Consider the following 22,407-nt stretch of genomic DNA (forward strand, 5'->3'; position numbering starts at 1 on the left):
CATCCACGTCTCAAATCGCAGGGATTCTTGAAAAGAATGGAATTATTAAAAATGATTTAATTTTTAGGTTTTATACAAAATTTAATAATGAATCAGGATTCCAAGCTGGGGAATATCAGCTTACTTCATCTATGAAGCTGAATGAGATTATTGATTCACTTCAGTCAGGTAAATTAATTAAAGATCCGGCATTTAAGGTAACCATTCCAGAAGGGAGGACACTCGATCAAATTGCTGGTACTTTAGCAAAGAAATCTCAATTTACTAAAGACGAATTTTTAACAAAAGTGAACGATAAAGAATATGTAAAAGAACTTATGGAACAGTACCCTGGGCTCTTAACAGAAGAGATATTAAATGAAGAGATTAAATATCCTCTCGAGGGATACTTATTTGCTTCTACATACCCTATATATGTAGAAGACCCTACAATAGATCAGATTGTCCATAAAATGTTAGATCAGACGAAAGAGGTCGTACTGCCTTACAAAGAACAACTGACCCAGCTGGATATACTTAATGAGGACATGACCGTACATGACCTTATGACAATGGCCTCTTTATTAGAGAATGAAGCCAGAACCTCTGAGAATCGAAAGAAAATCGCTAGTGTATTTTATAATCGTTTAGAAGAGGAAATGCCATTACAAACTGACCCTACTGTATTATATGCCTTGGGAGAGCATAAGGACAGAGTCTTATATGAGGATCTTGAAGTCGATTCTCCTTACAATACGTACGAAGAAGAGGGATTGCCCCCAGGGCCGATCTCCAATTTTAATGAAAATGCTTTAAAAGCTGTTGTGCAGCCTGCAGATACAGAATTTTTATACTTCCTCGCAGATGACGAAGGAAATATTTATTATTCAAAAACTTTGGAGAATCACAACGAAAAGAAAAATAAATATATTAACAATAATTGATTATTGAAGAGGAATGCGAGATTACTCGCATTCCTCCATTTTTGTATGTTAAAATAGTGGGGTTGTAAAATGGATGTAAACTAAATATGAAGGGATGTTAACATCATGGAGCAAGATGCGTATCTGCAATCATTGCTGCCGTCTTCCACTGGACCATTGGCGGACATGGAGGCATACGCTGAGGAAAAGAATATACCGATTATGGAGCCGACAGGTATACATTTTCTAATGCAGTTGATTCGTATGCATAGACCTGAACGCATTTTGGAAATTGGAACAGCAATAGGATATTCGGCCCTTCGTATGGTGGAGGCTTCACCTGAAAGTAAAGTTGTATCAATAGAAAGAGACGAGAATCGTTATAGAGATGCCCAGCATTTTATTAATAAGCAAGGAGCTGAAGACAGAGTTCACCTCCTGTTTGGGGACGCTCTTGAGCTGAAGGAAGAAGTTCGGAAGGAAGGTTCTTTTGACTTCCTCTTTATTGATGCTGCTAAAGGTAAGTATGAAGAATTCTTTCATCTATACGAACCGTTATTATCTGAAGGTGCAGTAATTGTCTCGGATAATGTTCTATTTAAGGGGTATGTTGCGGATGATTCACATGCAGACAAGCGTATGGCCAAAATTGCTCGAAAAATACGTGATTTCAATAATTGGCTTGTTCAAAACCCCGATTATCATACGACAATTGTACCAATTGGCGATGGTGTAGCTATTACAATAAAAAAATAACTGAACCGTGTAATGTTCAGAGATTATGTTTGGGATGAAAGGAGAAACCAGAAACATGAAAGATAAACCTGTAGTTATTGGAGTAGCCGGAGGTACAGGGTCAGGGAAAACAAGTGTCACCCGGTCTATCATCCAGCGATTTGCTGATAAAACAATTCTAATGGTGGAGCAAGATTATTATTACAAGGATCAGAGTCACCTTCCGTTTGAAGAAAGGCTGCAGACGAACTATGATCACCCTCTTGCATTTGATAATGATCTGCTGATTGAACACCTTAAACAATTAATTGATCAGAAATCGGTAAAGAAACCTACCTATGATTATAAGATTCATACGCGGTCTGAGGAAACGATACATGTGGAACCTAAAGAGGTTATTATTGTTGAAGGTATTCTTGTGTTGGAAGATGAGCGCTTACGCGATTTAATGGATATAAAGGTCTTCGTAGATACTGATGCCGATGTGAGGATCATTCGTAGAATGATGAGAGATATTAATGAACGGGGACGCACACTGGATTCTGTCATTGAGCAATATATTAATGTGGTCCGTCCAATGCACCTGCAATTCGTGGAACCTACCAAACGATATGCAGATCTTATTATTCCAGAAGGTGGACAAAACCACGTAGCTATAGACTTAATGGCTACAAAAATTCAAACAGTCCTTAATGAAACGCAAGATCATTTCAATTGAGAAAATAGTTGAAAACCTTCCAGAAATCTGGCATAGTTTTCAATAGTAGTTCTAGAATAAAGAGTCCTCGTGTAAAGTATAGTAATTCATTAATGAGCATACGCTGGTATCGCTCATTTCGTATATGGGGAAACATCAATTTTTTGATGGATTAAAGGAGTGTTCAAAGAAGATGGCAGAAGAAAAAAACTTTTACATGACAGAAGAAGGAAAACAAAAGCTCGAAGACGAACTGCATCACTTAAAAACAGAGCGTCGTAAAGAAGTAGTAGAGCGCATTAAAATTGCACGCGGCTTTGGAGATCTTTCTGAGAACTCTGAGTATGATGCGGCTAAAGATGAACAAGCATTTGTGGAAGCCCGCATTACTCAAGTCGAAAATATGATTAGAAATGCCGTTATTATTGAAAATGATAATGACAATCCGGATACAGTAAGCTTAGGTAAATCTGTTACCTTTCAAGAACTTCCTGATGGAGAAGAAGAGACTTATACAATTGTAGGAAGTGCGGAAGCTGATCCATTTGAAGGGAAAATCTCTAATGATTCACCTATGGCTCAAAGTCTCATTGGACATGTAGTGGGGGACAAGGTCTCTGTAGCTACTCCAGGTGGAGATATTGATGTTAAGATTGTTACTGTAGAATAATAATATTTATAAAAAAAGACAGGGGCTTCCCTGTCTTTTTTTTATTATAGGTTTGTTTAATAATACTACTATTGGTTACTGTTGGTTTTTAAGAGGCTTATTACGCAATAGGGCCGGTTAGTTGAAGACTCAGTTTCGAGACATCTTTGGTCCGTTACGATATGAGGAGGGTGCTGGTGGGGAAATAACTCGTCTTGTTCCATCACCCCGATAGACACTCGAGACATAAGCCGTTCATCAACGGACGGCAAGACCACCGTCCTTTTGATGCTCGGCTTATGCTGTTCGTGTCTATCGGGGTGATTCCACATTTGGACACTTACCTATGGGGGAACGGTGAGCTTCCTCGCTCGTTTCACTCCCTGCGGGATCTCACCTAGTTCCTTCTCCCGTGGGAGTCTCGCCATTTCCCCACCATTTAATAGGGCGAACGGACCCTTCGGAAGGAGAGTGTACTCTCCTCCTTAACCTGCCTGAAATGCTTATATAACAGGCTATCCCGCATCGTTCCAGCATGAATAAGGTATACGCCCATGTGGTCATTTCTTCTCAAGCTGGGGAAAGGTGAAGCCAATTCGAGTTTCTCATTCGGCATAGTCCGTAGGGGAACGGGGAGACTCCTGTGGGATAAACATGATCGGTGAGACCCCGGAAAGCTTTAGCTTGAGGAGGCTCAGCACATGCCCACGGAAAGCGAGTCGTTCCCCGCAGGACCTAACTCTTTCACGAGATATCTCGAAACTGAGTCTTCAACACACGGGAGCTTTTCGGTAAGATTATCATTGAGATTTAGCAAAGCCTGTAATCTAAGAAATTCCCCGGGAAATGGAAAAAAGGATGAAAGTGTTGGTCACCGCGACCTATTGTTGTATAATTAACAACGAATTCAAAGGAGGAGACTTTAATGGCTGATAAACATACCGAAGGATCTAGGGCTCATCGTTTTGAAAAGAAACGAAAGAGTACTATTCTTATGAATTGGTTAGTAGGTGCTGGCAGTGCATTATTGATTGTTTTCATAGCTATGATGGCTTTTGGGGGAGATGATCAACCAAGTAATGCCAAAGGTTCTGATGAGGAAAAAGCAGTCTTAAATAGTGAATCGGATCAGGAAGAGAACTCAGAAGAGGATAAAAACAATAATGGTTCGACAAATGATCAGACAAATAAACAAGATTCAGAGCAGGATGAATCAAATGGATCTGATCCGAATAGCAGTTCAAATTCTGATGATGAAGACAATCCTAGTAATGAAGAGAGTTCTGAAGATGAATCTTCTGATGAGGAACAGGACAAGGATGCTTCTGAAGAGGAAAACGATGTAGTGATTGAAGAAAGTGATAAAGAAAATGTAGCGAAAATTGTTAAGAAAGATTGGCAGCCTGTTCCTACAGAGATGAATACAAGCGGGAATCATACTATTTCTTACAATGAAAACTCTCAAGATTGGAATGAACTTATTAAAGCTGTCAGTAAGGCTACAGGTCTTTCTAAAGAAAATATGATCACCTGGTGGATTGGGAATGGAGGTAGTCCCCAAAAAGCTGAAGCAACGGTTTCGAACAAAGAAAAGACCGAGCATTACCGTGTATTTATTCAATGGGTAGATGGAGAAGGATATAAGCCTGTTAAATTAGAAGTGTTGGAAGAAAAAGAAGTGAATCGCTAAGGAAAAGGGAGAGAGAAAAATGGCAATTGGTATTATCGGAGCAATGGATGAAGAAATCGAAAAGCTTCAAACAGAGATGCAGAACACAAACAGAGAAGTAGTTGCGGGAAGTCTTTTTATTCATGGTATTCTCTGTGGAAAAGAAGTGGTCCTCTTAAAATCAGGAATAGGAAAAGTGAATGCAGCAGTTGCAACTAGCATTCTGCACGAGCGTTACGATGTTGAAGCTGTAATTAATACGGGCTCGGCAGGAGGTTTTGCTGAGCATTTAGAAGTAGGGGATATTGTGATATCTGAAGCGGTTACTTATCATGATGTGGACGTCACGGCCTTCTCTTATGAGTATGGACAAGTTCCGGATATGCCTGCTCGCTATCAAGCGGATGAAAAGCTTGTAAAACAAGCGTTGGAAGCGGTGGAGCAAACAGATGCGGTCTCGGCAAAGGGACTGATTGCTACGGGAGATACTTTCATGCAAGAAGAAAGTAAAGTCCAGTTCGTACGCAATAAGTTTCCGCAGATGGTGGCTGCAGAAATGGAGGCCGCAGCAATTGGGCAGGTTTGCTACAGATACGGGACGCCATTTGTTGTAATCCGTGCCTTGTCAGATATAGCAGGCAAGGAATCCTCCGTTTCTTTCGAACAATTCTTACCAAAAGCTGCCGAAAATGCGGCAGCTATGATAATGGCTATGGTTACTCATTATGAATAGATAATATTACCATCTCCACTGCAGGGTCAATATGTTACAATAATAGCCGTGCAGGAGGTGATCTATCCATGAAATCAACGGAATGGATGGAAAAGAAAATCTCAGATTACAAACGCTTTATTATGACTCTATTAATATTAATCAGTTATTTATATATAGGCACCTTAATTAGTATTTTTGAATATCACACTACCATTCACTATTTTCTATACCCAGTTATAGGGGCCGGATTGATTTACGCTTTTCTATTAATTAAAAAAATTAAAAAGCTGCAGCAGATTTTAACAAGTGAATAGCCTTACTAAAGCCACTGACCATTAATCGTTCAGTGGCTTCTTTTATATCTTCTTTCCTTGCTTGCTTTGCTTGTAAAATTCATGGAAGATCTTCATCAACGCTCTTTTTTCAATTCGTGATACATAACTTCTAGAAATTCCGAGTTCTTTCGCTATTTCTCTTTGTGTCTTTTCTTCGGTTTGGTTCAGTCCATACCGAAAGATAATAACTTCTTTCTCGCGTTCATCTAATATAGTAATAAAGTCTTTTATTTTTTCAAGCTCCATGTGGAGCTGAATTTCTTCCACTATGTCTTTAACATCTGCTTGCAATATATCCAATAGATTAAGTTCATTTCCTTCTTTGTCATGACCAATTGGATCTTGAAGGGAGACATCTTTATTCATTTTTTTAGTGGATCTAAGGTGCATCAATATTTCATTTTCAATACATCGTGCTGCATAGGTGGCTAGTTTTGTACCTTTACCTGTAGAGTAACTTTCGATTCCCTTAATTAGCCCGATCGTTCCAATGGAAATTAAGTCTTCAAAGTCTTCTTTTGTATTTTCAAATTTTTTCACAATATGGGCTACCAGCCTCAGGTTATGTTCGATAAGTATATTTCTCGCCTCGTGACTTCCTTCTTGCATTAATTTAAGCTGCTTAGCTTCTTCTTCAGAGGAAAGGGGGTTGGGGAAGGCCTGATTCTTGACATAAGACATAAAGAATAAAGATTCTTTAAAAAAGTAAAGGATGGAAGCGATAATACTGCTCATACGACGCGCACCTCCTCGATATTTAGGCAATTGCCTACAACATATCTATGTGTGAAAAAGGCAGGATGTGCTTGTACAGGAACAAAAAGGCCTGACCCAGTTTTCTCATAAAAAAAAACGAGGCTCCTGTATGAATAGGAGCCTCGTTTTTTATGGGGTGTTTATTTCTCTTCTTGTTCAGCCTGTAAGACTTCATCATAATCATCTTTGACACTGTCTTTCCACAAAGGAACACCGCTTCGGTGAGCTGCTCTAGCTATTACATGTCCTGATACAGGAGCTGTGAGGAGCACAAATAGAATACCTAAGAGAAGCTTTCCGCTCACAATATCATGTTCAATAAACAGAAACAAAAAAGCACCTATCATAATTCCCGATACACCCAGAGTCGAACTTTTAGTAGCGGCGTGTAGTCTCGTATAAACATCAGGTAAGCGAAGAATTCCGATCGAACCTGAAATGATGAAAAAGGTACCTGATAGTAAGAAGAAACAAATGAGGATGTCAAAAATTAAATTAATCCATGTCCCGCTCAATAATAACACCCTTTTCTAAGAATTTCGCTAAGGCAACCGTTCCAATAAATAATAAAATACCGATCAGCAGAATAACATCATTAAATTTGGTGGTTACGAGCAAGACCGCGATGATTCCTGCCAAAGCCATTAAGTTGATGCCAATAATATCAAGGGCCACTGCCCGGTCTGGATTGGTCGGCCCATTAATAGCACGGTACAATAAAATCATAACGGAAACAGAAACTCCCAGGACCGCGATGGTCGCTGAATAGTCGATCAGTTGCTGGGTAACATCTAAAATGTTGTCCATTAGCGAGTCACCTCCATAATAGCTTTTTCAAAGGTTTCCTTAATTTCGTTAATGGACTGTTCGACGTCCGGGATGTCCATAGCGTGTACATAAATTTTTGTGTGGTCGTCACTGACAGCTATGGATAGAGTACCAGGTGTCAAAGTAATTAAATTGGCTAGCAAAGTTATTTCAAAATTACTTTTTAAATCTATAGGAAGGGCGAATATTCCTGGTTCTATATCCAGTTTTGGTTTGTAGACAACTTTTACGATATCGATGTTTGAAAGGACAAGCTCTCTTATGAATAAAAGCATCAATTTGATAAAATTCCATACACGGTGCATGTAGAACGAGTCCGGAATGAATCTCCTGAGAATAAATAAGAGACCGATCCCTAGGAGATACCCGACAAGGAAGGTGGAAAATTGATAGCTTTCACTGAGAAACATCCACATGATCGCAATAATAATGTTTAAGACGATTTGAAAAGGCATCAGCTACTACTCCTTTAATACAGAATCAATGTAGAGTTGCGGATCCATTAAGTACTTGGAAATGGATTCAATGGATGGATAGAACCACTCAGCACCGACCCCAAGTAACACGGAAAAGGTTAAAAGCAATCCTATCGGCCAGGCCATCATTTTGCCTTTATGTTCTCTTTCAGGCATTGGAATTTCAGTTTTCTCTCCCCAGAATCCACGAACGAATATACGAATCATAGAGAATAGAATAAGAAGGCTCGTTACAAGCCCGACTATGACAATCAAGATTTCTTCCTCTTCCAGACCGCCTCTGAGCAGAAGCAGTTTACCAATAAAACCGCTGAAGGGAGGAATCCCTGCAAGTACCAGGGAAGCAATAAAGAACAACCATCCTAGAACAGGATAATGGTGAATAAGTCCACCCATTTTTCTTAAATCTGAAGTTCCCGCTACATAAGCTACAGCTCCAACTAGCAGGAAGAGGACACCTTTGATAATCATATCATGGACCAGATAGTAGATGGTGCCGCTAATGGATACTTCTGTAAAGATTCCTATACCCATCAGCATAAAACCTACAGCCGGGATTATATTATAAGCCACGACCAGTTTAATATTGTTTGTAGATAAAGCTCCCACAACTCCAAAAATCATGGTTAGTGCCGCCAGGTAAATGAATAGTGTGTGCGTCAGCTGCACTTCCTGGTTGAAGATCAGAGTGAAGATCCTCAAAATCGAATAAATTCCTACCTTAGTTAATAAAGCACCAAATAGTGCTGATACGACAGGATTAGGTGAAATATAAGGTCTTGGAAGCCAATAGTACAAAGGAAAAACAGCCGCTTTTGTTGCAAATACGAAAAAGAACATGATGGCTATAGTTGTAAGAATACCTTGTTGTTCCACCTCTTGCACTCGTTCAGCAACTTGTGCCATATTCACCGTTCCTACCACTGAATACAAAAAAGCAATAGTCGTGACAAAGAGCATCGAGGAAAATAGATTAATTAAAACATATTTAATGGATTCTCTAAGTTGAGCTTTTCCATTTCCCAAAACGATCAAGCCGTAAGATGCCATTAACAGTACCTCAAAGAACACGAACAGGTTGAATAAGTCACCTGTCAGGAACGCACCGCTAACACCGGCAATCAGCATAAAGAAGAAGCTGTAAAAGTAAAAGGCTTCCTGCTCCTTAGAAAGGGACTTTGGAGCATAAAATACACACGCTGTGGCTACAAGGTTAGAGGTGAAAACCAGCGTCATGGAAAGTAGATCACCAACCAGAATGATGCCGTAAGGAGCGGCCCAGTCGCCCGTTTCCAGAATGATGGCTCCATTCTGCAGCACGTAAAGAAATATTCCTCCAACAACCAGCAAGTTGACCACAGTGAAGATTTGGGAAAGTTTTCTTACGATAGTTGTTCTTTTGTGAATGAAGGCCATTATAATTCCAGCAATTAGCGGTAATATAATGGGCAATACTGTTAAATTACTCATAATCCGTACCTCTCATTTGTTCCATATTATCCGTGCCATTAATTTTAGAAGTTCTGTAAGCCAGCACGAGCAGTAAACTTGTTACACCAAAACTGATAACAATAGACGTTAAGATTAAGGCTTGAGGAAGGGGGTCTGTGTACTTTTCCACTCCCTCAGAAAGAATTGGAGGGGCTCCCGTCTTTAATTCGCCCATCGTTAAGATAAACAAGTGGGCACCATGGGAGATAAGCCCCGTGCCAATGACAATCCGTAACAATTGCTTTTGAAGGAGGTTATAAATACCTGTGGTAAATAAGATACCCGCGAGTATCGCCATGATGATTTCCATTTGCTATTCCTCCTCCTCTTCTTTACCTCTTAAACGAACCAGACCGTAAATCGCCATAGCTGCAATTCCAAGAACAACGATTTCAAATAACGTATCTAATCCACGAAAGTCTACAAGGATTACGTTTACTACATTATCGCCTCCACCCAGAGAATGAGACTTTTCAAGGAAATAACTTGCGATTGATTCAAAGTATTTAGAACTATGGGCGGAAATAGCGACCATGGTCATTAATGCCCCAAAGCCTATAGAAATGATCAGATTCAACGTTCGTGTACTAGCTGATTCCTGTTTTTTCCTCATTCTTGGAAGGTGGTAGAAAGCAAGTAAGAACAAGGCTACCGTAACAGTTTCTATAATTAATTGAGTTAAGGCTAAATCAGGAGCTCTGTATAGAACGAATAACATAGATAGACCGTAACCTACCACTCCTAATATGAGAATCGCAGCTATTCGGTTATTTGTAATAATCGTTCCTACGGCTGCACATACCATAAGTACGGCCACAAAAATTTCAGGCAAAGTAATCTCTGCTAAATTGCTTGTATTAACCGTAAATCCACCAGTAATTGCCATAAAAGCAAAAGTTACGACGAGAATGGCGGCAAGTACTAGACGCACATAACGACTTAGAGAGCCATTCATATACCCTTTAGTTAGTATGGATGAATAAGACTCAAGGCGGTCGACCATTCCATCGTAGACTTTATTGAAACTCAAGCGGCCGGGCAGGTAGTTATAGACAGGCTGCCAGACCTTACGCGAAAGAACTAAAACGGTTCCTAAAAATACGACCGTTAAAGACATAATGAGTGGTGCTTTAATTCCGTGCCAAAATTTAATGTGATGTTCGTGAATTTCCATTCCTTTTACTGCACTAGCAGCATGCTCTATAAAAGGTTGATTGATCAAGTGGGGGAATAGACCGATAACAACAACCGCAGCCACTAGAATAATAGGTGATAATAGCATGCCCCACGGAGCTTCATGTGGTTTTTTCGGTAATTGTTCAACGTTTGATTTACCACGGAAGCTGCTGAAGAAAAAATACATAGAGTAAACAAACGTAAAGATACTTCCAAAAACAGCTAAATAAGGAATGATAGACCTCAGAAAACCGGCAATGCCTTCTCCAGAAACCTCTAAATGTAAGGAAGCATCAAAGAAGAGCTCCTTACTGTAGAAACCGTTCAAGAAGGGCAGAGGTACCCCAGCCATTGAAAATGAGGCTAACAAAGCTACGGTAGCCGTAATAGGTAGAAACGTCATTAATCCGCCGAGTTTACGAATGTCGCGTGTTCCGGTTTCATGATCCACAATACCTGCGACCATGAACAAGCTGCCTTTAAAGGTAGCGTGGTTTAAAATATGGAAAACTGCCGCAAATACCGCGATTTCAGTACCAAATCCAAGCATAGCCATGATCATACCCAATTGGCTTATTGTGGAAAAAGCGAGGATGGCTTTCAAATCGGTCTGTCGGACAGCCATATATGATCCCCAGCAAAGGGTGATGATGCCGACAGTGGATACAATAATAAAAAACCACTCACTTGAGGACAGCATCGGAGAATAGCGAGCGACCAGGTAGATCCCAGCTTTTACCATGGTAGCGGAGTGGAGATACGCACTGACCGGGGTTGGAGCTTCCATTGCATCAGGTAACCAGATATGAAATGGAAACTGAGCTGACTTTGTGAAGGCTCCTAATAGAATAAGTCCCAAAATTAATGGGAAGAACTCGCTATTCAAGATTAATTGTTGTTGGTCGATCATACCTTGAATGCTTGTTGATTTTGTCAGTACACTCATAAAAATAAGTCCGCCAAGTAAACTGAGTCCGCCAAATACGGTAATAAGCATGGACTTTAACGCACCATACCGGGATTCTTGCTTAAAATTCCAAAAACCAATCAGCAAAAAGGAGGATAATGAAGTGAACTCCCAAAAACTGTATAGAACGAACACATTATCGGAAAGAACTACTCCAAGCATAGAACCCATAAATATTAAAAAGTATACATAAAAATGTCCCAGTTGCTCTGATTTATGTAGATAGTAAATCGAGTAAAAGGCAACTAGGGCACCAATCCCGCTTATTAATAACACAAACAATAAACTGAGACCATCTAGATAAAATACTACGTTCATATCTAATGAAGGTATCCAAGAATACTCTCTTGTTAAGGGTTCAAACCCTGTCCCAATAAAACGTACAAAATAAATGAAGATGATCGCGGGAATCATGGTGACGAAAATCCCCGGATGAAATTTATCTTTCCATTTACTTATAAATGGAATTGCAATTGCAAAGATAAAAGGCAATAATACTACCAGCAGCATCTTGGCTGTTCCTCCCTCAACAAAAATTCTTTAATATAGAACAATCTTTCTCAATCGTACTGTTCATTTAATTGTAATCAAAAGCAGGGGCATTATTCAACTCTAGCCTTCTGGACAACGCACATTTGATGCATCATTTAGTATTCCCTATTAAATAAGAAGAGACACCACAAATTAAAGAGATAAAATTTTTATAAAAAAACTCGCTGATTACAAATCAGCGAGTTTTTTAAGGGAGAAAAATTCTATAGAATGGAAATTGCAGAAAGTTAACCGACCTGGATGGCTAAATTATCCATATTAATAGATCTGGCTATGAGTTCTTCTCTCATTTGAAGAATGAAGTCTTCAGAAAGATTCAGTTCAATTGCTTTGTGGTAAGATTGTATTAACAGGGAATCAGATAATTGTTTAATACCTCTGTCACTCATGTGACAGCCACCTCCTGAGTGTTCGAAATGAACGTTTCGAGTAATGTATTCTTACCTTACCATGAGCTGAAATTCCCTACAATATGGCAGTTATCTACAAGTAAATGTAGATAACTTTCTCATTTTTAACGAATGAATTAGAGATGCCATAGGAAGTCGGGTGTGGAAATTGTGTATAAACTTATCCACAGGACAGAAGTGTCGGGAATTGTCGAACGATTTACGTTCTAGTTCAAGCATTTAAATTCGTTTTTGAAACATGAAGTTTTTTTGTATATGATGTATAAGGAGAATTTGCCTGTGTTTATGAGATGGAGTGAAAGAAATGTTGAATAAATTTTTACCGAATGAGCACGTACCTAGCATTTTTGATATAGATCCCTATGAACTGAAAAACAAAGGAGTTAAAGGGATTATTACTGACCTTGATAATACGCTGGTTGCATGGAATGTTGAAGATGCAACAGAAGAAATCAAGGATTGGTTTCAAAAAATGAATGATCATGGGATCCAGGTGACGATTGTCTCTAATAATAAAGAAGCACGAGTTAAACTATTCTCTCAGCCGTTAAATGCAACATTTATTTATAGTGCCAGAAAACCTTTAGCTAAGGCATTTAAGAAAGCTAGGAAACAAATGAAGCTTAGAAAAGATGAAGTCGTAGTAGTCGGAGATCAGCTTCTTACGGACGTATTGGGCGGGAATATGGCTGGTTACCATACTATCCTCGTTGTTCCGATCGTAGAAACGGATGGCCTGCTGACGAAATTTAATCGACAAATTGAGCGGAGAATACTAAATTGGATGAGAAGAAAAGGGAAAATTACTTGGGACAGGAGTGATCGTTGATGAACGAAATATATTGTCAGGGGTGCGGAGCGGAGATTCAGACCACGCATCCAGAGCAGCCCGGGTACGCCCCGCCTTCAGCTTTAGAACGGGAAGATGTAATTTGCAAACGCTGCTTTCGATTGAAGCATTATAATGAGGTGCAGGATGTTCCTTATAATGCTGACGATTTTTTAGAGATGCTTCATCAGATTAGTGATACTAAAGGGTTAATTATCCAACTGGTAGATATTTTTGATTTCAATGGAAGTTTTATTTCAGGCTTAAAACGTTTGACAGGTAATAATCCTGTCATCCTTGTAGGAAATAAAATGGATGTTCTTCCTAAGTCTGTAAACCACGAAAAGGTTAAGCACTGGCTGAAACGATCAGCAAAAGAGCAAGGGCTTATTGTGGAAGATGTATTTCTCATCTCGGCTGAAAAAAATCAAGGAATCACAGAACTCTCCCAGGCTATGGATCAATACCGAAAAGGTGGAGACGTTTACGTAGTAGGAACAACAAACGTAGGTAAATCCACTTTTATTAATACGTTGATTTCAAATACTTCGGGAGAGAAGGATGCCATTACTACTTCTTACTTCCCGGGTACCACCCTTGGTTTTATAGATATTCCATTAGATGAGAATAGTTCTTTATTTGATACACCAGGAGTTATCCAGCGCCATCAAATGGCTCATTATGTATCAGAACAGGATTTAAAAGTCATTACTCCTAGAAGAGAAGTGAAACCGAAAATTTATCAGCTGAATGAAGCTCAAACGCTATATTTTGGTGGGCTTGCAAGGCTGGATTTTGAAAGTGGCTCTCGCACCTCGTTTGTATGTTATTTTTCAAACGAGCTCCACATTCACCGAACAAAATTAGAGAAAGCTGATGATCTATATCAGAATCATCTTGGAGAACTACTTGTTCCCCCAGACATCCGTACGATGGAAAAATTACCGCCGCTTAAAAAACAAACGTTCAGAATTAAAGAAGATAAAACAGACATTGTGTTTTCCGGTCTGGGCTGGATTACAGTTCCTGAAGGGCATATAAATGTAACCGTCCACGTCCCTGAAGGTGTTAGAGTGTCTTTACGTGAATCGTTAATATAGGAGGGGAACTATTGCTTAGACTTGGTTTAATTGGTCATCCAGTTGGTCATTCATTATCTCCTTGGATCCATGAACGGCTTATGGAGCATGAAGGACTGGAAGGTACCTATGAGTTATTTGATATTGATCCGGATACGTTCGATCATCAAATTCATGAATTAAAAGATAAGGGCTTAGATGGTTTTAATATCACCGTCCCGTATAAAGAAAAGATTATTCCTTACCTTGATGAAGTCGACAGCAGTGCGCTTGAACTAGGGGCTGTGAACACAGTTAAAAACACGGCGCGCGGATGGATAGGGTACAATACAGACGGCATAGGATTCGCTGTCTCTGTCAGAAATAGATATCCTGAGTTATTTTATAATCAACAGCGCGTTCTTATTATTGGGAGCGGGGGGGCTTCTAGGGGCATTTATCACGCCCTTTTAGAAGCAGGACTGTCTAAAATTGATATTGCGAATCGCACAATTGAAAAGGCAGAAGAGGTTATAAACAGTGCTTCCACAAACAGTGAATCAAAAGCATTGTCTTTAGAAAAGGCCGTAGAACATTTAAACGACTATGGTTTGATTGTACAGACAACAGTAGTCGGTATGAGTCCAAATGATAATACTGCCATCATTCCTCTCCATAATTTGAAAGAGGGGACAGTAGTCAGTGATATTGTATATCGGCCGCTTGAAACCCGTTTTCTACAAGAAGCTAAAACCAGAGGAGCTAAGCTTCATTTTGGACATGAAATGCTTCTGCAACAAGCGGTGTATGCTTTTCATATTTGGACGGACACCAACCCGGACGCTTCCTTATTATTGGAAGGTTTCGAAAAAAAACTGAAAGGGGTATAGAATGTTAACAAGTAAACAAAAAAAGCATTTGCGTGCTGAATCTCACCATGTACAACCCATTTTTCAAGTAGGAAAAGCAGGCGTAAATGAAAATATGACTACACAAATTGAAGAAGCGCTTGAAAAAAGAGAACTGATTAAGGTGAGTATCCTGCAAAATTGTTTTGAAGATAACAATGAGGTAGCTGATCAAATAGCCAAGTCTACAGGGGCGCACATTGTTCAGGTTATCGGTAACACTATTATTCTTTATAAAGAATCGAAAGAAAACAAACAAATTGAGCTGCCGTAAAGGAGTTCTAATATGAAACGAATCGGCATTCTGGGTGGAACCTTTGATCCTCCTCATCAAGGACACTTGATTATGGCAGAATTTACACGCTGCGAAATGGAACTGGATGAAATATGGTTTTTGCCTTCCCATATTCCCCCGCATAAACAAAAAGCTGCGGTTTCAGCTGAAGCCCGGCTGTCCATGGTGGAAAAGGCTGTTGAAGATCATCCACATTTCAAAGTATGTAATGCAGAGTTGACTAGAAAAGGGACGTCTTATACGGTAGATACGATGAAGTATTTAATGGAACAATTCAAAGATCATAACTTTTTCTTTATTATCGGTGGAGATATGGTAGAGCATCTGCCTAAATGGGATAGGATCGATGAATTAAACTCTATGGTTGAGTTTGTAGGAATAAAGCGGCCCGGTTACGACTGGAATCCCCCGCTGCCTGTCCACCAGGTGGAGATTCCATTAATTGATATTTCTTCTTCTCACATCAGAAGCAGACTGAGTTCTTTGAAAAGTGTAAGATATCTCGTTCCTGAATCTGTAAACCTTTATATAAAGGAGCATCAATTATATGCAGCTGACTCGAAATGAAGCATTAGATTATGTAAGACCCGCTTTAAAGAAATCCAGATATGAACATACTATACGTGTAACGGATGAAGCCGTTGCACTGGCTGAACGTTTTGGAGCAGATGTGAAGAAAGCTGAATTGGCTGCAGCTTTGCATGATTATGCGAAGTACAAACCTTTGGATGAAATGAAGCGTTGGATTGAGCAAGAGCGCAGACTTCCCAAAGATTTACTCGACTACCATCACGAATTATGGCATGGACCTGTAGGAGCGTACATGCTCGAAAAGGAAATAGGCCTTGAAGATTCAGAAATTATTTCAGCTATTGCTTGCCACACTACGGGTAAAAAGCACATGAGTGTGTTAGATAAAGTTGTATTTTTAGCGGATTATATTGAACCTGGAAGAGATTTTCCCGGCGTGGAAGAAGTAAGGGATAAATCCCTTACAAGCTTAGATCAGGCTTGTCTGCTTGCATTAAAAAATACAGCAGTTTTTTTAATAAATAAGGAAAGAACCGTTTATCCGGATACGTTTCATGCATATAATGATTTAATATAGAGTTTTTGTAAAAGAGACAAAGATGAAATAGGGAGGAACAGAATGGAAAGTAAAGAATTAGTAACTATAGCCGCACAGGCATGCGATGAGAAAAGAGCCACAGATATTGTGGTGTTAGATATGTCGGATGTATCCTTAATTGCCGACTATTTTTTGATATGTGAAGGCTCTAACGAGCGTCAGGTGCAGGCGATAGCTAGAGAGTTAAAGAACCAAGCCGAAGAAAATGGCATCGATGTCAAAAGGATGGAAGGATTTGAACAGGCTCGATGGATTCTTGTAGATCTAAACGACGTTATCTGTCATATATTCCATAAAGATGAACGTCACTATTATAATCTCGAAAGACTTTGGGGAGATGCTTCTACAGTAGCTCTCGAGGGGTTAGAAGGCTGAAGGCATGAGCTATCAACAAATGGCTCAGGTATATGATCGGCTGATGAAGGATGCACCTTACGATCATTGGGTTGACTTTACGAACAAAATGATTGATCGTTTTCTTCCGAATGCTCAGTCTATAGTAGATGCTGGCTGTGGCACTGGGGAAGTAACACATCGGCTAAATGAAGAAGGTTATCTCCTCACAGGTGTTGATTTGTCTGAAGATATGCTGGCAGTCGCTCATCAGAAGAATTCATCCGCTAAAATTCAGTGGCTTCAACAGGACATAACTGATTTAGCCGGTCTAAAAGATGTGGAATGTGTCATTAGCTATTGTGATGTTATGAATTATTTGTCAGATCACAAAGATGTAATCCGAGCGTTTCGCAGTATATATGAATCACTTTCTCCTTCAGGTTTATTTATTTTCGATGTGCATTCTATTGATCATATTCAAAATAATATGATCGGTTCAACCTTTGCTGAGGTTTATGATGATTTATCTTATATTTGGTTCTGTGACCAGGATGAAATTGAAAATCGAATGGTACATGACCTAACATTTTTCGTGCAAAATGGTCCTAATTACGAAAGATTTGACGAACAGCATGTTCAACAAGGTTACTCACCTGAACAATTAAGTGAGTGGCTGATGCAGACGGGCTTCAAAATCCAGTTAATCAGCTCAGATTTTCAAATGGAATTCTTGGACAGCGGAGAGCGAATATTTTTTGTCTGTCAAAAAAACTAGCGTATGAAAAGGAGTGCGTAAAATACGTACTCCTTTTTTTGTTTTTATAGAGGATTTACGATTTTTATGTCGTATTATACTATTTAGGTTATGATTAAAGATCAATCTCAATCTTATCTTCCTTGTGCTTGTTTTGTGTTGCCTTAAACATCTCCTGAAAAAGAGAGCCAATGTGTGCTTCAAGTGCTTTCAAACCTTCACCTGTCACTCCGCCTTTAACTGTTACTTTCTCCATTAACTCATCAAGCGTGAAGATCTCCTTTGATAATAAACTTCCTAATCCAATCATCATATTTTCCGTAAGTTCGGTAGCTTTCTTCTCAGAGATCCCCGTTACCTCACCGGCAGCCTCAATCCAATTTTTCAATAAAAAACTGATGAAAGCTGGTCCGCAGGAGACCATATCCGAAGCCACCCGTATGTGGTCTTCGTCAATGGCAGACGGTTTTGAAATATGCTCAAATGTATTAAGCAGAGTTTGTTTTACAGAGTCTGTAACTCTTGATCCGAATGTAAATAAACTTACGCCAGCGTGAGCATGGTTCGTAATGGAAGGAACAATTCTTGCTACCTGGCAAGAGACTTTGTTTTCCAGATCTTCTACAGAAACCGGACTTGTAATGGATACAAGACACTGATGCAGAGTTAACTCATTTTTTATCTCATTCAAGACTTGGCTGTAGTGATGCGGCTTAACACATAAGAAAAGAATATCACTTTTTTTTGCAACTTCCTCTAAATTCTCAGCAACGGTAAGATCAGCTTCGTCCTTTTGTAAATCTAAAGCTTTTTGTGCTGTGCGGTTGTATATAATAAGATCACTTGCGCGCACTGCTCCACTCTTCACCAAGGAAGTTATGAGCATACTCCCCATGTTACCAGTACCGATGATTCCCCATTTCATTGGAATCCCCTCCTTAGGTAGTTACCTAATTATTTTTATTCTAATGAATTCTAATTATGAAAGGGCGGTTTTATTTACATGAGCTTATTGCGGCGTTATATTTGGATAATATTGGTGGTGGTAGCGGCCATACTATTAATTTTATTTAATAACCCTGCTAAAGAAAAGAATTCTGTAACAGTAGAAAAGTCCGAGAACGTATTGGAGGAGGAGTTTGAAAGTAATTCTTCAGAAGTTGTAGTGGATGTGAAAGGAGAAGTCGTCAACCCTGGGGTTTATTCGGTAGAATCAGGACTAAGAGTAGATGGTGTGATTAAAATGGCCGGGGGTTTGACTGCTGAAGCTGATCCTTCCAGTGTTAATCTCGCTCAAAAATTACAGGATGAGATGGTCATTTCTGTTCTGGCTTTACCTTCTGTCTCAAATGAAGAAGCCGGAGAAAATAATGAATTACTTGCAATCAATCAGGCTACTCTGGAAGAAATTGAAAGCCTGAATGGAATTGGACCCTCTAAAGCAGCAGCTATCCTTCAATATCGAGAGGAAAATGGACCGTTTAAATCCTCTAAAGATTTATTAAAGGTATCTGGTATTGGTGAGAAAACCCTTGAAAACCTGGAGGAATATATTCGAATACCGTAAAGGAGTGGCTCTGTTTGACGAAAAAAAAAGTGGAGGGTACACTGATAAAAAATCTACAGGGGGCTACATAGTGGAAAGAATTTCGTGGAATCAGTATTTTATGGCTCAAAGTCATCTTTTGAAATCAAGAAGTACGTGTGAGCGGTTGGCCGTTGGAGCTATCATTGTAAGAGAGAAACGGATGATTGCCGGTGGATATAATGGAAGCGTCTCCGGAGGTGTTCATTGCATCGATGAAGGATGTTATGTGATTGATGGACATTGTGTCCGTACGATTCATGCAGAAATGAACGCGCTGCTTCAGTGTGCGAAATTCGGTGTTGCAGCTGAAGGCTCAGAAATTTATGTTACTCATTTTCCCTGTCTGCATTGTACAAAAGCTATTATCCAGGCTGGGATAAAAGCTGTATATTACAGTGAAGATTACAAAAACCACCCATATGCGATTGAATTATTAGAACAGGCAGGTGTTACCGCGGAGAAAGTTCCGCTTCAAACGGACCCTGTTCATTATGAACAACAAAAGCTTGTGGAGGAATTGATTGATAAGCTTGAAGATCATCATGATCCTGATGTCGAGAGCGTCAAAAAGAAAGCTGGGAATTTATTTCAGCTGATGGAAAAGAAATGATCGGAAAAGGAAGGTGGCATATCCCCGTCACAGCTTTTGTTTTGGGCGGGGTACTTGTCCGATTATCAGGAGTACCGTTCTGGTTACTGGCCAGTATAGTGATCGGATGGATATTTTTCATAAGGCAAGCCTGGTCCTATATTGTTGTCCTTATCTGTTTTTGTCTGTTTGGTTACTATTATTTGTCCCCTCTGACACCCGCCACCACTAAACCAGGTCCAACAGGGCTGCTATCAGCAACTATCTCCTCAGATGTGAAAGAAACCCCTCAAACTATTCAAATGGAAGTTACATTGCAGGATTCACAAGAGAAAGCAATGGTGATTCTTTTCAATAATCAAATGGAATCAGGGACTCGTCCGCAAAGCTGGCACCATGGAGCGGTCTGCAGTCTGGAAGGCAGTAGAGAAGAGATAGACAAGGCAACGAATCCGGGGCAGTTTAATTACCAGGCGTTTTTAGCTAATCAAGAAATATACTCTCAAATTGAAATCGAAGGTACTGATGGATTATCATGCAATGATCGATCTCTCTTTAGTTATGTCTATGAATGGCGCAATAACCTGATGGTGCACGTGGAGAACGTGTTGGATACACAGGCTTACCCCTGGGTGGCAGCGCTTATTTTTGGTGAATCGAAGCACCTTAAGGAATCGACCATAGAATGGTTCAGAGATTTTAATCTGTCCCATATCCTTGCCATATCAGGTCTTCATGTTGGATTAACCATTGGAAGCTTATACTTACTTATTTATCGCACAGGTCTTGGAACAATTGAGCAGGCGAGATTACTTGTCATTCTCATGCTGCCGGGCTATTGTTTTTTAGCTGGAGCAGCTCCTTCTGTGGTGCGGGCTTCACTAATGGCATTCCTTATACTGATTTTCAGAAAGATACATGTAAGAATTCCAATAACAGATCTTTTATCCCTTGTAGCTATAAGTTTATTGTTATTGTCTCCTGGTTACTTCACTAATATTGGATTTCAGTTTTCGTTTTTAGTTACCATGAGTTTAATTTATTCCCTCCCCATTATTGAAAGATCTCCATTTATACTTGTCCAGTCAGCTTACATTAGCCTAATCAGTCAATTGTCTATACTTCCTATTCAACTTTCCTATTTCTACGAATTTAATCCCCTTTCACTATTTGCCAATCTGTTTATAGTTCCGTACTTCTCATTTATTGTCATCCCGCTGCTCTTATTTTTATTCTGCATTTGTCTGACCATTCCCGAAGTTGCATATTGGCTCTCTAAAATAATCATTTACCCCCACGAAAAAATTCTTCACACTCTTCAGAATATAAGTACTCCCTTTAATATTCAATGGATAGTAGGAGAACTGGAACCCTTGTATATTGTTTTGTATCTTTTCGGCTTTGGATTCATGATGAAGAAGTGGGTAGAAGGACGTTTGTTCAGTACTTTTACAGCCGGGGTAATTGCTGTATGTGTACTTCTATTCTATAGTTTACTTCCTTATTTTTCGCACAGTGGCAAAGTTACAATGCTGGATATTGGACAGGGGGATTGCTTTGTAGTGGAACTTCCTTATCGGAGAGGGGTAATGATAGTGGATGCGGGCGGTCCGCCTGTTTTTAGCAAGGATAAAAATAAAACAGTTGAACAGATTATTGCCCCTTACTTGAAATCACGCGGGATACAATCCATTGATGGTATATTTGTTTCGCATAAGGATATAGATCACAGTGGAAGCGTCCAGGCAATGGTTGAAACATTTCGTGTGAGTAAATTATTTGTCAGTGACTATTATGAAGCAGATGAAAAGGGTGTTGAAATTGTCCGTGTAAGACCTGGAGATCGAATTCTTATTGCGAATCATTCCTTTCGTGTGCTTTACCCCAAAGGTGATTCCGGTAACCCTAATGATAACTCTCTGGTTATATGGAGTGAAATCGGAGGGTTAACCTGGTTGTTTACTGGAGATATATCAACTGAAAACGAAGAGGAGTTAATGGAGTCTTATCCAGGGATCCAGGCTGATGTATTAAAAGTGGCCCACCATGGAAGCGATACTTCAAGTTCTGAAGAGTGGGTGGAATGGCTTAAGCCGCGGATTAATCTCATATCAGCTGGTAGAGATAATCGTTATGGACATCCTCATGGAGAAGTAACTCAAAGGCTTGAAAAATATGGAAGTTTGTATGTGACTAAAGATCATGGAGCTGTGCAGTACACTTTCTCTGGTTCATCAGGAACGTTTTCCACCTATCTGCCGTATAATGCGAGCAGAGAATAAAAAAAGACTGCAAATGCAGCCTTTTTGAATTTTGTATTCATTATTGTCCTATAACAGAGAATACAATGCCGATTGCGAAAATAACAAAGAAGAAAACAAATGAGAATACAAACCCTAATCCAGAGTCGATAACGTCATTAGTTTTGGACTGAATATCCTTCTTGAATTCGTTCATTGTGACCCCTCCTATTTCAATTATTAAGTATAAGTCATTATTAAGCAAAAATCTACATTCAACTTTGAGTGATTATAAAAAATTCCCTTTTAGCTTCATTCATTGC

General features: G+C 39.5%; 28 protein-coding genes. 18 read left to right on the top strand and 10 right to left on the bottom strand.

Features of this window, described 5'->3' with window-relative positions; genetic code table 11:
• The 7 genes from mltG to WAM07_RS12050 form a co-directional block, all read left to right on the top strand.
• A partial coding sequence (gene mltG / locus WAM07_RS12020) for an endolytic transglycosylase MltG (RefSeq protein WP_422167167.1) occupies positions 1–923 on the top strand: 923 nt, incomplete at its 5' end.
• A gap of 105 nt (positions 924–1,028) precedes the next feature.
• Complete coding sequence (locus WAM07_RS12025) at positions 1,029–1,658, top strand: O-methyltransferase (RefSeq protein ID WP_422167169.1); 630 nt, start codon at positions 1,029–1,031, stop codon at positions 1,656–1,658.
• A gap of 55 nt (positions 1,659–1,713) precedes the next feature.
• The gene (gene udk / locus WAM07_RS12030; RefSeq protein WP_422167171.1) at positions 1,714–2,355 is read left to right on the top strand and encodes a uridine kinase; all 642 of its coding nucleotides are present in this window, start codon (positions 1,714–1,716) and stop codon (positions 2,353–2,355) included.
• 172 nt (positions 2,356–2,527) lie between these two features.
• Positions 2,528–3,004 (top strand): transcription elongation factor GreA, encoded by a 477-nt coding sequence (gene greA, locus WAM07_RS12035; RefSeq protein ID WP_089749013.1) that lies wholly within the window; start codon positions 2,528–2,530, stop codon positions 3,002–3,004.
• Positions 3,005–3,908: 904 nt separating this feature from the next.
• Entirely contained in the window at positions 3,909–4,673 is a 765-nt protein-coding gene (locus WAM07_RS12040) for a YrrS family protein (protein ID WP_422167173.1), read from the top strand.
• Positions 4,674–4,692: 19 nt separating this feature from the next.
• Positions 4,693–5,385 carry a 5'-methylthioadenosine/S-adenosylhomocysteine nucleosidase gene (mtnN, locus tag WAM07_RS12045; protein ID WP_422167175.1) on the top strand — a complete coding sequence of 231 codons (693 nt, stop codon included), beginning with the start codon at positions 4,693–4,695 and terminating at the stop codon, positions 5,383–5,385.
• Between the two features lie 68 nt (positions 5,386–5,453).
• Positions 5,454–5,681, top strand: coding sequence for a YrhC family protein (locus tag WAM07_RS12050; RefSeq protein ID WP_422167177.1), 228 nt, complete (start codon positions 5,454–5,456; stop codon positions 5,679–5,681).
• A gap of 42 nt (positions 5,682–5,723) precedes the next feature.
• Here WAM07_RS12050 and sigK read toward each other — a convergent pair whose 3' ends face one another.
• The 8 genes from sigK to WAM07_RS12090 all read right to left on the bottom strand — a co-directional run bounded on the left by sigK (position 5,724) and on the right by WAM07_RS12090 (position 12,337).
• On the bottom strand, positions 5,724–6,437 hold the full coding sequence (sigK, locus tag WAM07_RS12055) for an RNA polymerase sporulation sigma factor SigK (RefSeq protein ID WP_422167179.1): 714 nt from the start codon (positions 6,435–6,437) through the stop codon (positions 5,724–5,726).
• Between the two features lie 161 nt (positions 6,438–6,598).
• Positions 6,599–6,973 carry a monovalent cation/H(+) antiporter subunit G gene (gene mnhG / locus WAM07_RS12060; protein WP_422167181.1) on the bottom strand — a complete coding sequence of 125 codons (375 nt, stop codon included), beginning with the start codon at positions 6,971–6,973 and terminating at the stop codon, positions 6,599–6,601.
• The gene (locus tag WAM07_RS12065) at positions 6,954–7,265 is read right to left on the bottom strand and encodes a Na(+)/H(+) antiporter subunit F1 (RefSeq protein ID WP_422167182.1); all 312 of its coding nucleotides are present in this window, start codon (positions 7,263–7,265) and stop codon (positions 6,954–6,956) included. The genes mnhG and WAM07_RS12065 overlap by 20 nt, the downstream gene beginning before the upstream one ends.
• Entirely contained in the window at positions 7,265–7,741 is a 477-nt protein-coding gene (locus tag WAM07_RS12070; protein WP_224892849.1) for a Na+/H+ antiporter subunit E, read from the bottom strand. Before WAM07_RS12070 ends, WAM07_RS12065 begins: the two co-directional genes overlap by 1 nt.
• 6 nt (positions 7,742–7,747) lie before the next feature.
• Positions 7,748–9,232: a Na+/H+ antiporter subunit D gene (locus WAM07_RS12075; RefSeq protein WP_422167184.1), complete on the bottom strand. Its 1,485-nt coding sequence runs from the start codon at positions 9,230–9,232 to the stop codon at positions 7,748–7,750.
• Positions 9,225–9,563: a Na(+)/H(+) antiporter subunit C gene (locus tag WAM07_RS12080; RefSeq protein WP_014643833.1), complete on the bottom strand. Its 339-nt coding sequence runs from the start codon at positions 9,561–9,563 to the stop codon at positions 9,225–9,227. Before WAM07_RS12080 ends, WAM07_RS12075 begins: the two co-directional genes overlap by 8 nt.
• Before the next feature lie 3 nt (positions 9,564–9,566).
• The gene (locus WAM07_RS12085) at positions 9,567–11,906 is read right to left on the bottom strand and encodes a Na+/H+ antiporter subunit A (RefSeq protein WP_422167186.1); all 2,340 of its coding nucleotides are present in this window, start codon (positions 11,904–11,906) and stop codon (positions 9,567–9,569) included.
• A gap of 269 nt (positions 11,907–12,175) precedes the next feature.
• Positions 12,176–12,337, bottom strand: coding sequence for a sporulation histidine kinase inhibitor Sda (locus WAM07_RS12090; RefSeq protein WP_014643831.1), 162 nt, complete (start codon positions 12,335–12,337; stop codon positions 12,176–12,178).
• A gap of 325 nt (positions 12,338–12,662) precedes the next feature.
• On the opposite strand from WAM07_RS12090, the gene WAM07_RS12095 reads away from it, so the two are divergent.
• From WAM07_RS12095 to WAM07_RS12130, 8 genes are read left to right on the top strand one after another with little or no spacing between them, the layout of a single operon-like run.
• The gene (locus WAM07_RS12095; protein ID WP_422167188.1) at positions 12,663–13,187 is read left to right on the top strand and encodes a YqeG family HAD IIIA-type phosphatase; all 525 of its coding nucleotides are present in this window, start codon (positions 12,663–12,665) and stop codon (positions 13,185–13,187) included.
• Positions 13,187–14,287, top strand: coding sequence for a ribosome biogenesis GTPase YqeH (yqeH, locus tag WAM07_RS12100; protein WP_422167190.1), 1,101 nt, complete (start codon positions 13,187–13,189; stop codon positions 14,285–14,287). The genes WAM07_RS12095 and yqeH overlap by 1 nt, the downstream gene beginning before the upstream one ends.
• A gap of 11 nt (positions 14,288–14,298) precedes the next feature.
• Positions 14,299–15,135, top strand: coding sequence for a shikimate dehydrogenase (gene aroE, locus WAM07_RS12105; protein WP_422167192.1), 837 nt, complete (start codon positions 14,299–14,301; stop codon positions 15,133–15,135).
• Position 15,136: 1 nt separating this feature from the next.
• A complete protein-coding gene (gene yhbY / locus WAM07_RS12110) occupies positions 15,137–15,427 on the top strand; it encodes a ribosome assembly RNA-binding protein YhbY (protein WP_422167193.1) in 291 nt (96 codons plus the stop codon).
• Positions 15,428–15,439: 12 nt separating this feature from the next.
• Positions 15,440–16,015, top strand: coding sequence for a nicotinate-nucleotide adenylyltransferase (locus tag WAM07_RS12115; RefSeq protein WP_422167195.1), 576 nt, complete (start codon positions 15,440–15,442; stop codon positions 16,013–16,015).
• The gene (gene yqeK / locus WAM07_RS12120) at positions 15,996–16,556 is read left to right on the top strand and encodes a bis(5'-nucleosyl)-tetraphosphatase (symmetrical) YqeK (protein WP_422167197.1); all 561 of its coding nucleotides are present in this window, start codon (positions 15,996–15,998) and stop codon (positions 16,554–16,556) included. The genes WAM07_RS12115 and yqeK overlap by 20 nt, the downstream gene beginning before the upstream one ends.
• Before the next feature lie 42 nt (positions 16,557–16,598).
• Positions 16,599–16,952: a ribosome silencing factor gene (gene rsfS / locus WAM07_RS12125; RefSeq protein ID WP_014643824.1), complete on the top strand. Its 354-nt coding sequence runs from the start codon at positions 16,599–16,601 to the stop codon at positions 16,950–16,952.
• A 4-nt stretch (positions 16,953–16,956) separates the two neighbouring features.
• Positions 16,957–17,688, top strand: coding sequence for a class I SAM-dependent DNA methyltransferase (locus tag WAM07_RS12130; RefSeq protein ID WP_422167199.1), 732 nt, complete (start codon positions 16,957–16,959; stop codon positions 17,686–17,688).
• Positions 17,689–17,782: 94 nt separating this feature from the next.
• Here WAM07_RS12130 and comER read toward each other — a convergent pair whose 3' ends face one another.
• Positions 17,783–18,592 (bottom strand): late competence protein ComER, encoded by an 810-nt coding sequence (comER, locus tag WAM07_RS12135; protein ID WP_422167201.1) that lies wholly within the window; start codon positions 18,590–18,592, stop codon positions 17,783–17,785.
• Positions 18,593–18,670: 78 nt separating this feature from the next.
• Between comER and WAM07_RS12140 the strand changes: the two genes are divergently transcribed.
• The 3 genes from WAM07_RS12140 (at position 18,671) to WAM07_RS12150 (ending at position 22,126) form a co-directional block, all read left to right on the top strand.
• A complete protein-coding gene (locus WAM07_RS12140) occupies positions 18,671–19,234 on the top strand; it encodes a helix-hairpin-helix domain-containing protein (protein ID WP_422167203.1) in 564 nt (187 codons plus the stop codon).
• A 70-nt stretch (positions 19,235–19,304) separates the two neighbouring features.
• Positions 19,305–19,865, top strand: coding sequence for a ComE operon protein 2 (locus WAM07_RS12145; protein WP_422167205.1), 561 nt, complete (start codon positions 19,305–19,307; stop codon positions 19,863–19,865).
• Positions 19,862–22,126, top strand: a complete 2,265-nt coding sequence (locus tag WAM07_RS12150) for a DNA internalization-related competence protein ComEC/Rec2 (protein WP_422167207.1) — start codon at positions 19,862–19,864, stop codon at positions 22,124–22,126. Before WAM07_RS12145 ends, WAM07_RS12150 begins: the two co-directional genes overlap by 4 nt.
• Before the next feature lie 40 nt (positions 22,127–22,166).
• Here WAM07_RS12150 and WAM07_RS12155 read toward each other — a convergent pair whose 3' ends face one another.
• Positions 22,167–22,301: a YqzM family protein gene (locus WAM07_RS12155; protein WP_014643818.1), complete on the bottom strand. Its 135-nt coding sequence runs from the start codon at positions 22,299–22,301 to the stop codon at positions 22,167–22,169.
• Positions 22,302–22,407: the final 106 nt, after the last annotated feature.

This window comes from Halobacillus sp. (genome assembly GCF_049282395.1).
In the GTDB taxonomy this organism is placed as follows: domain Bacteria; phylum Bacillota; class Bacilli; order Bacillales; family Halobacillaceae; genus Halobacillus.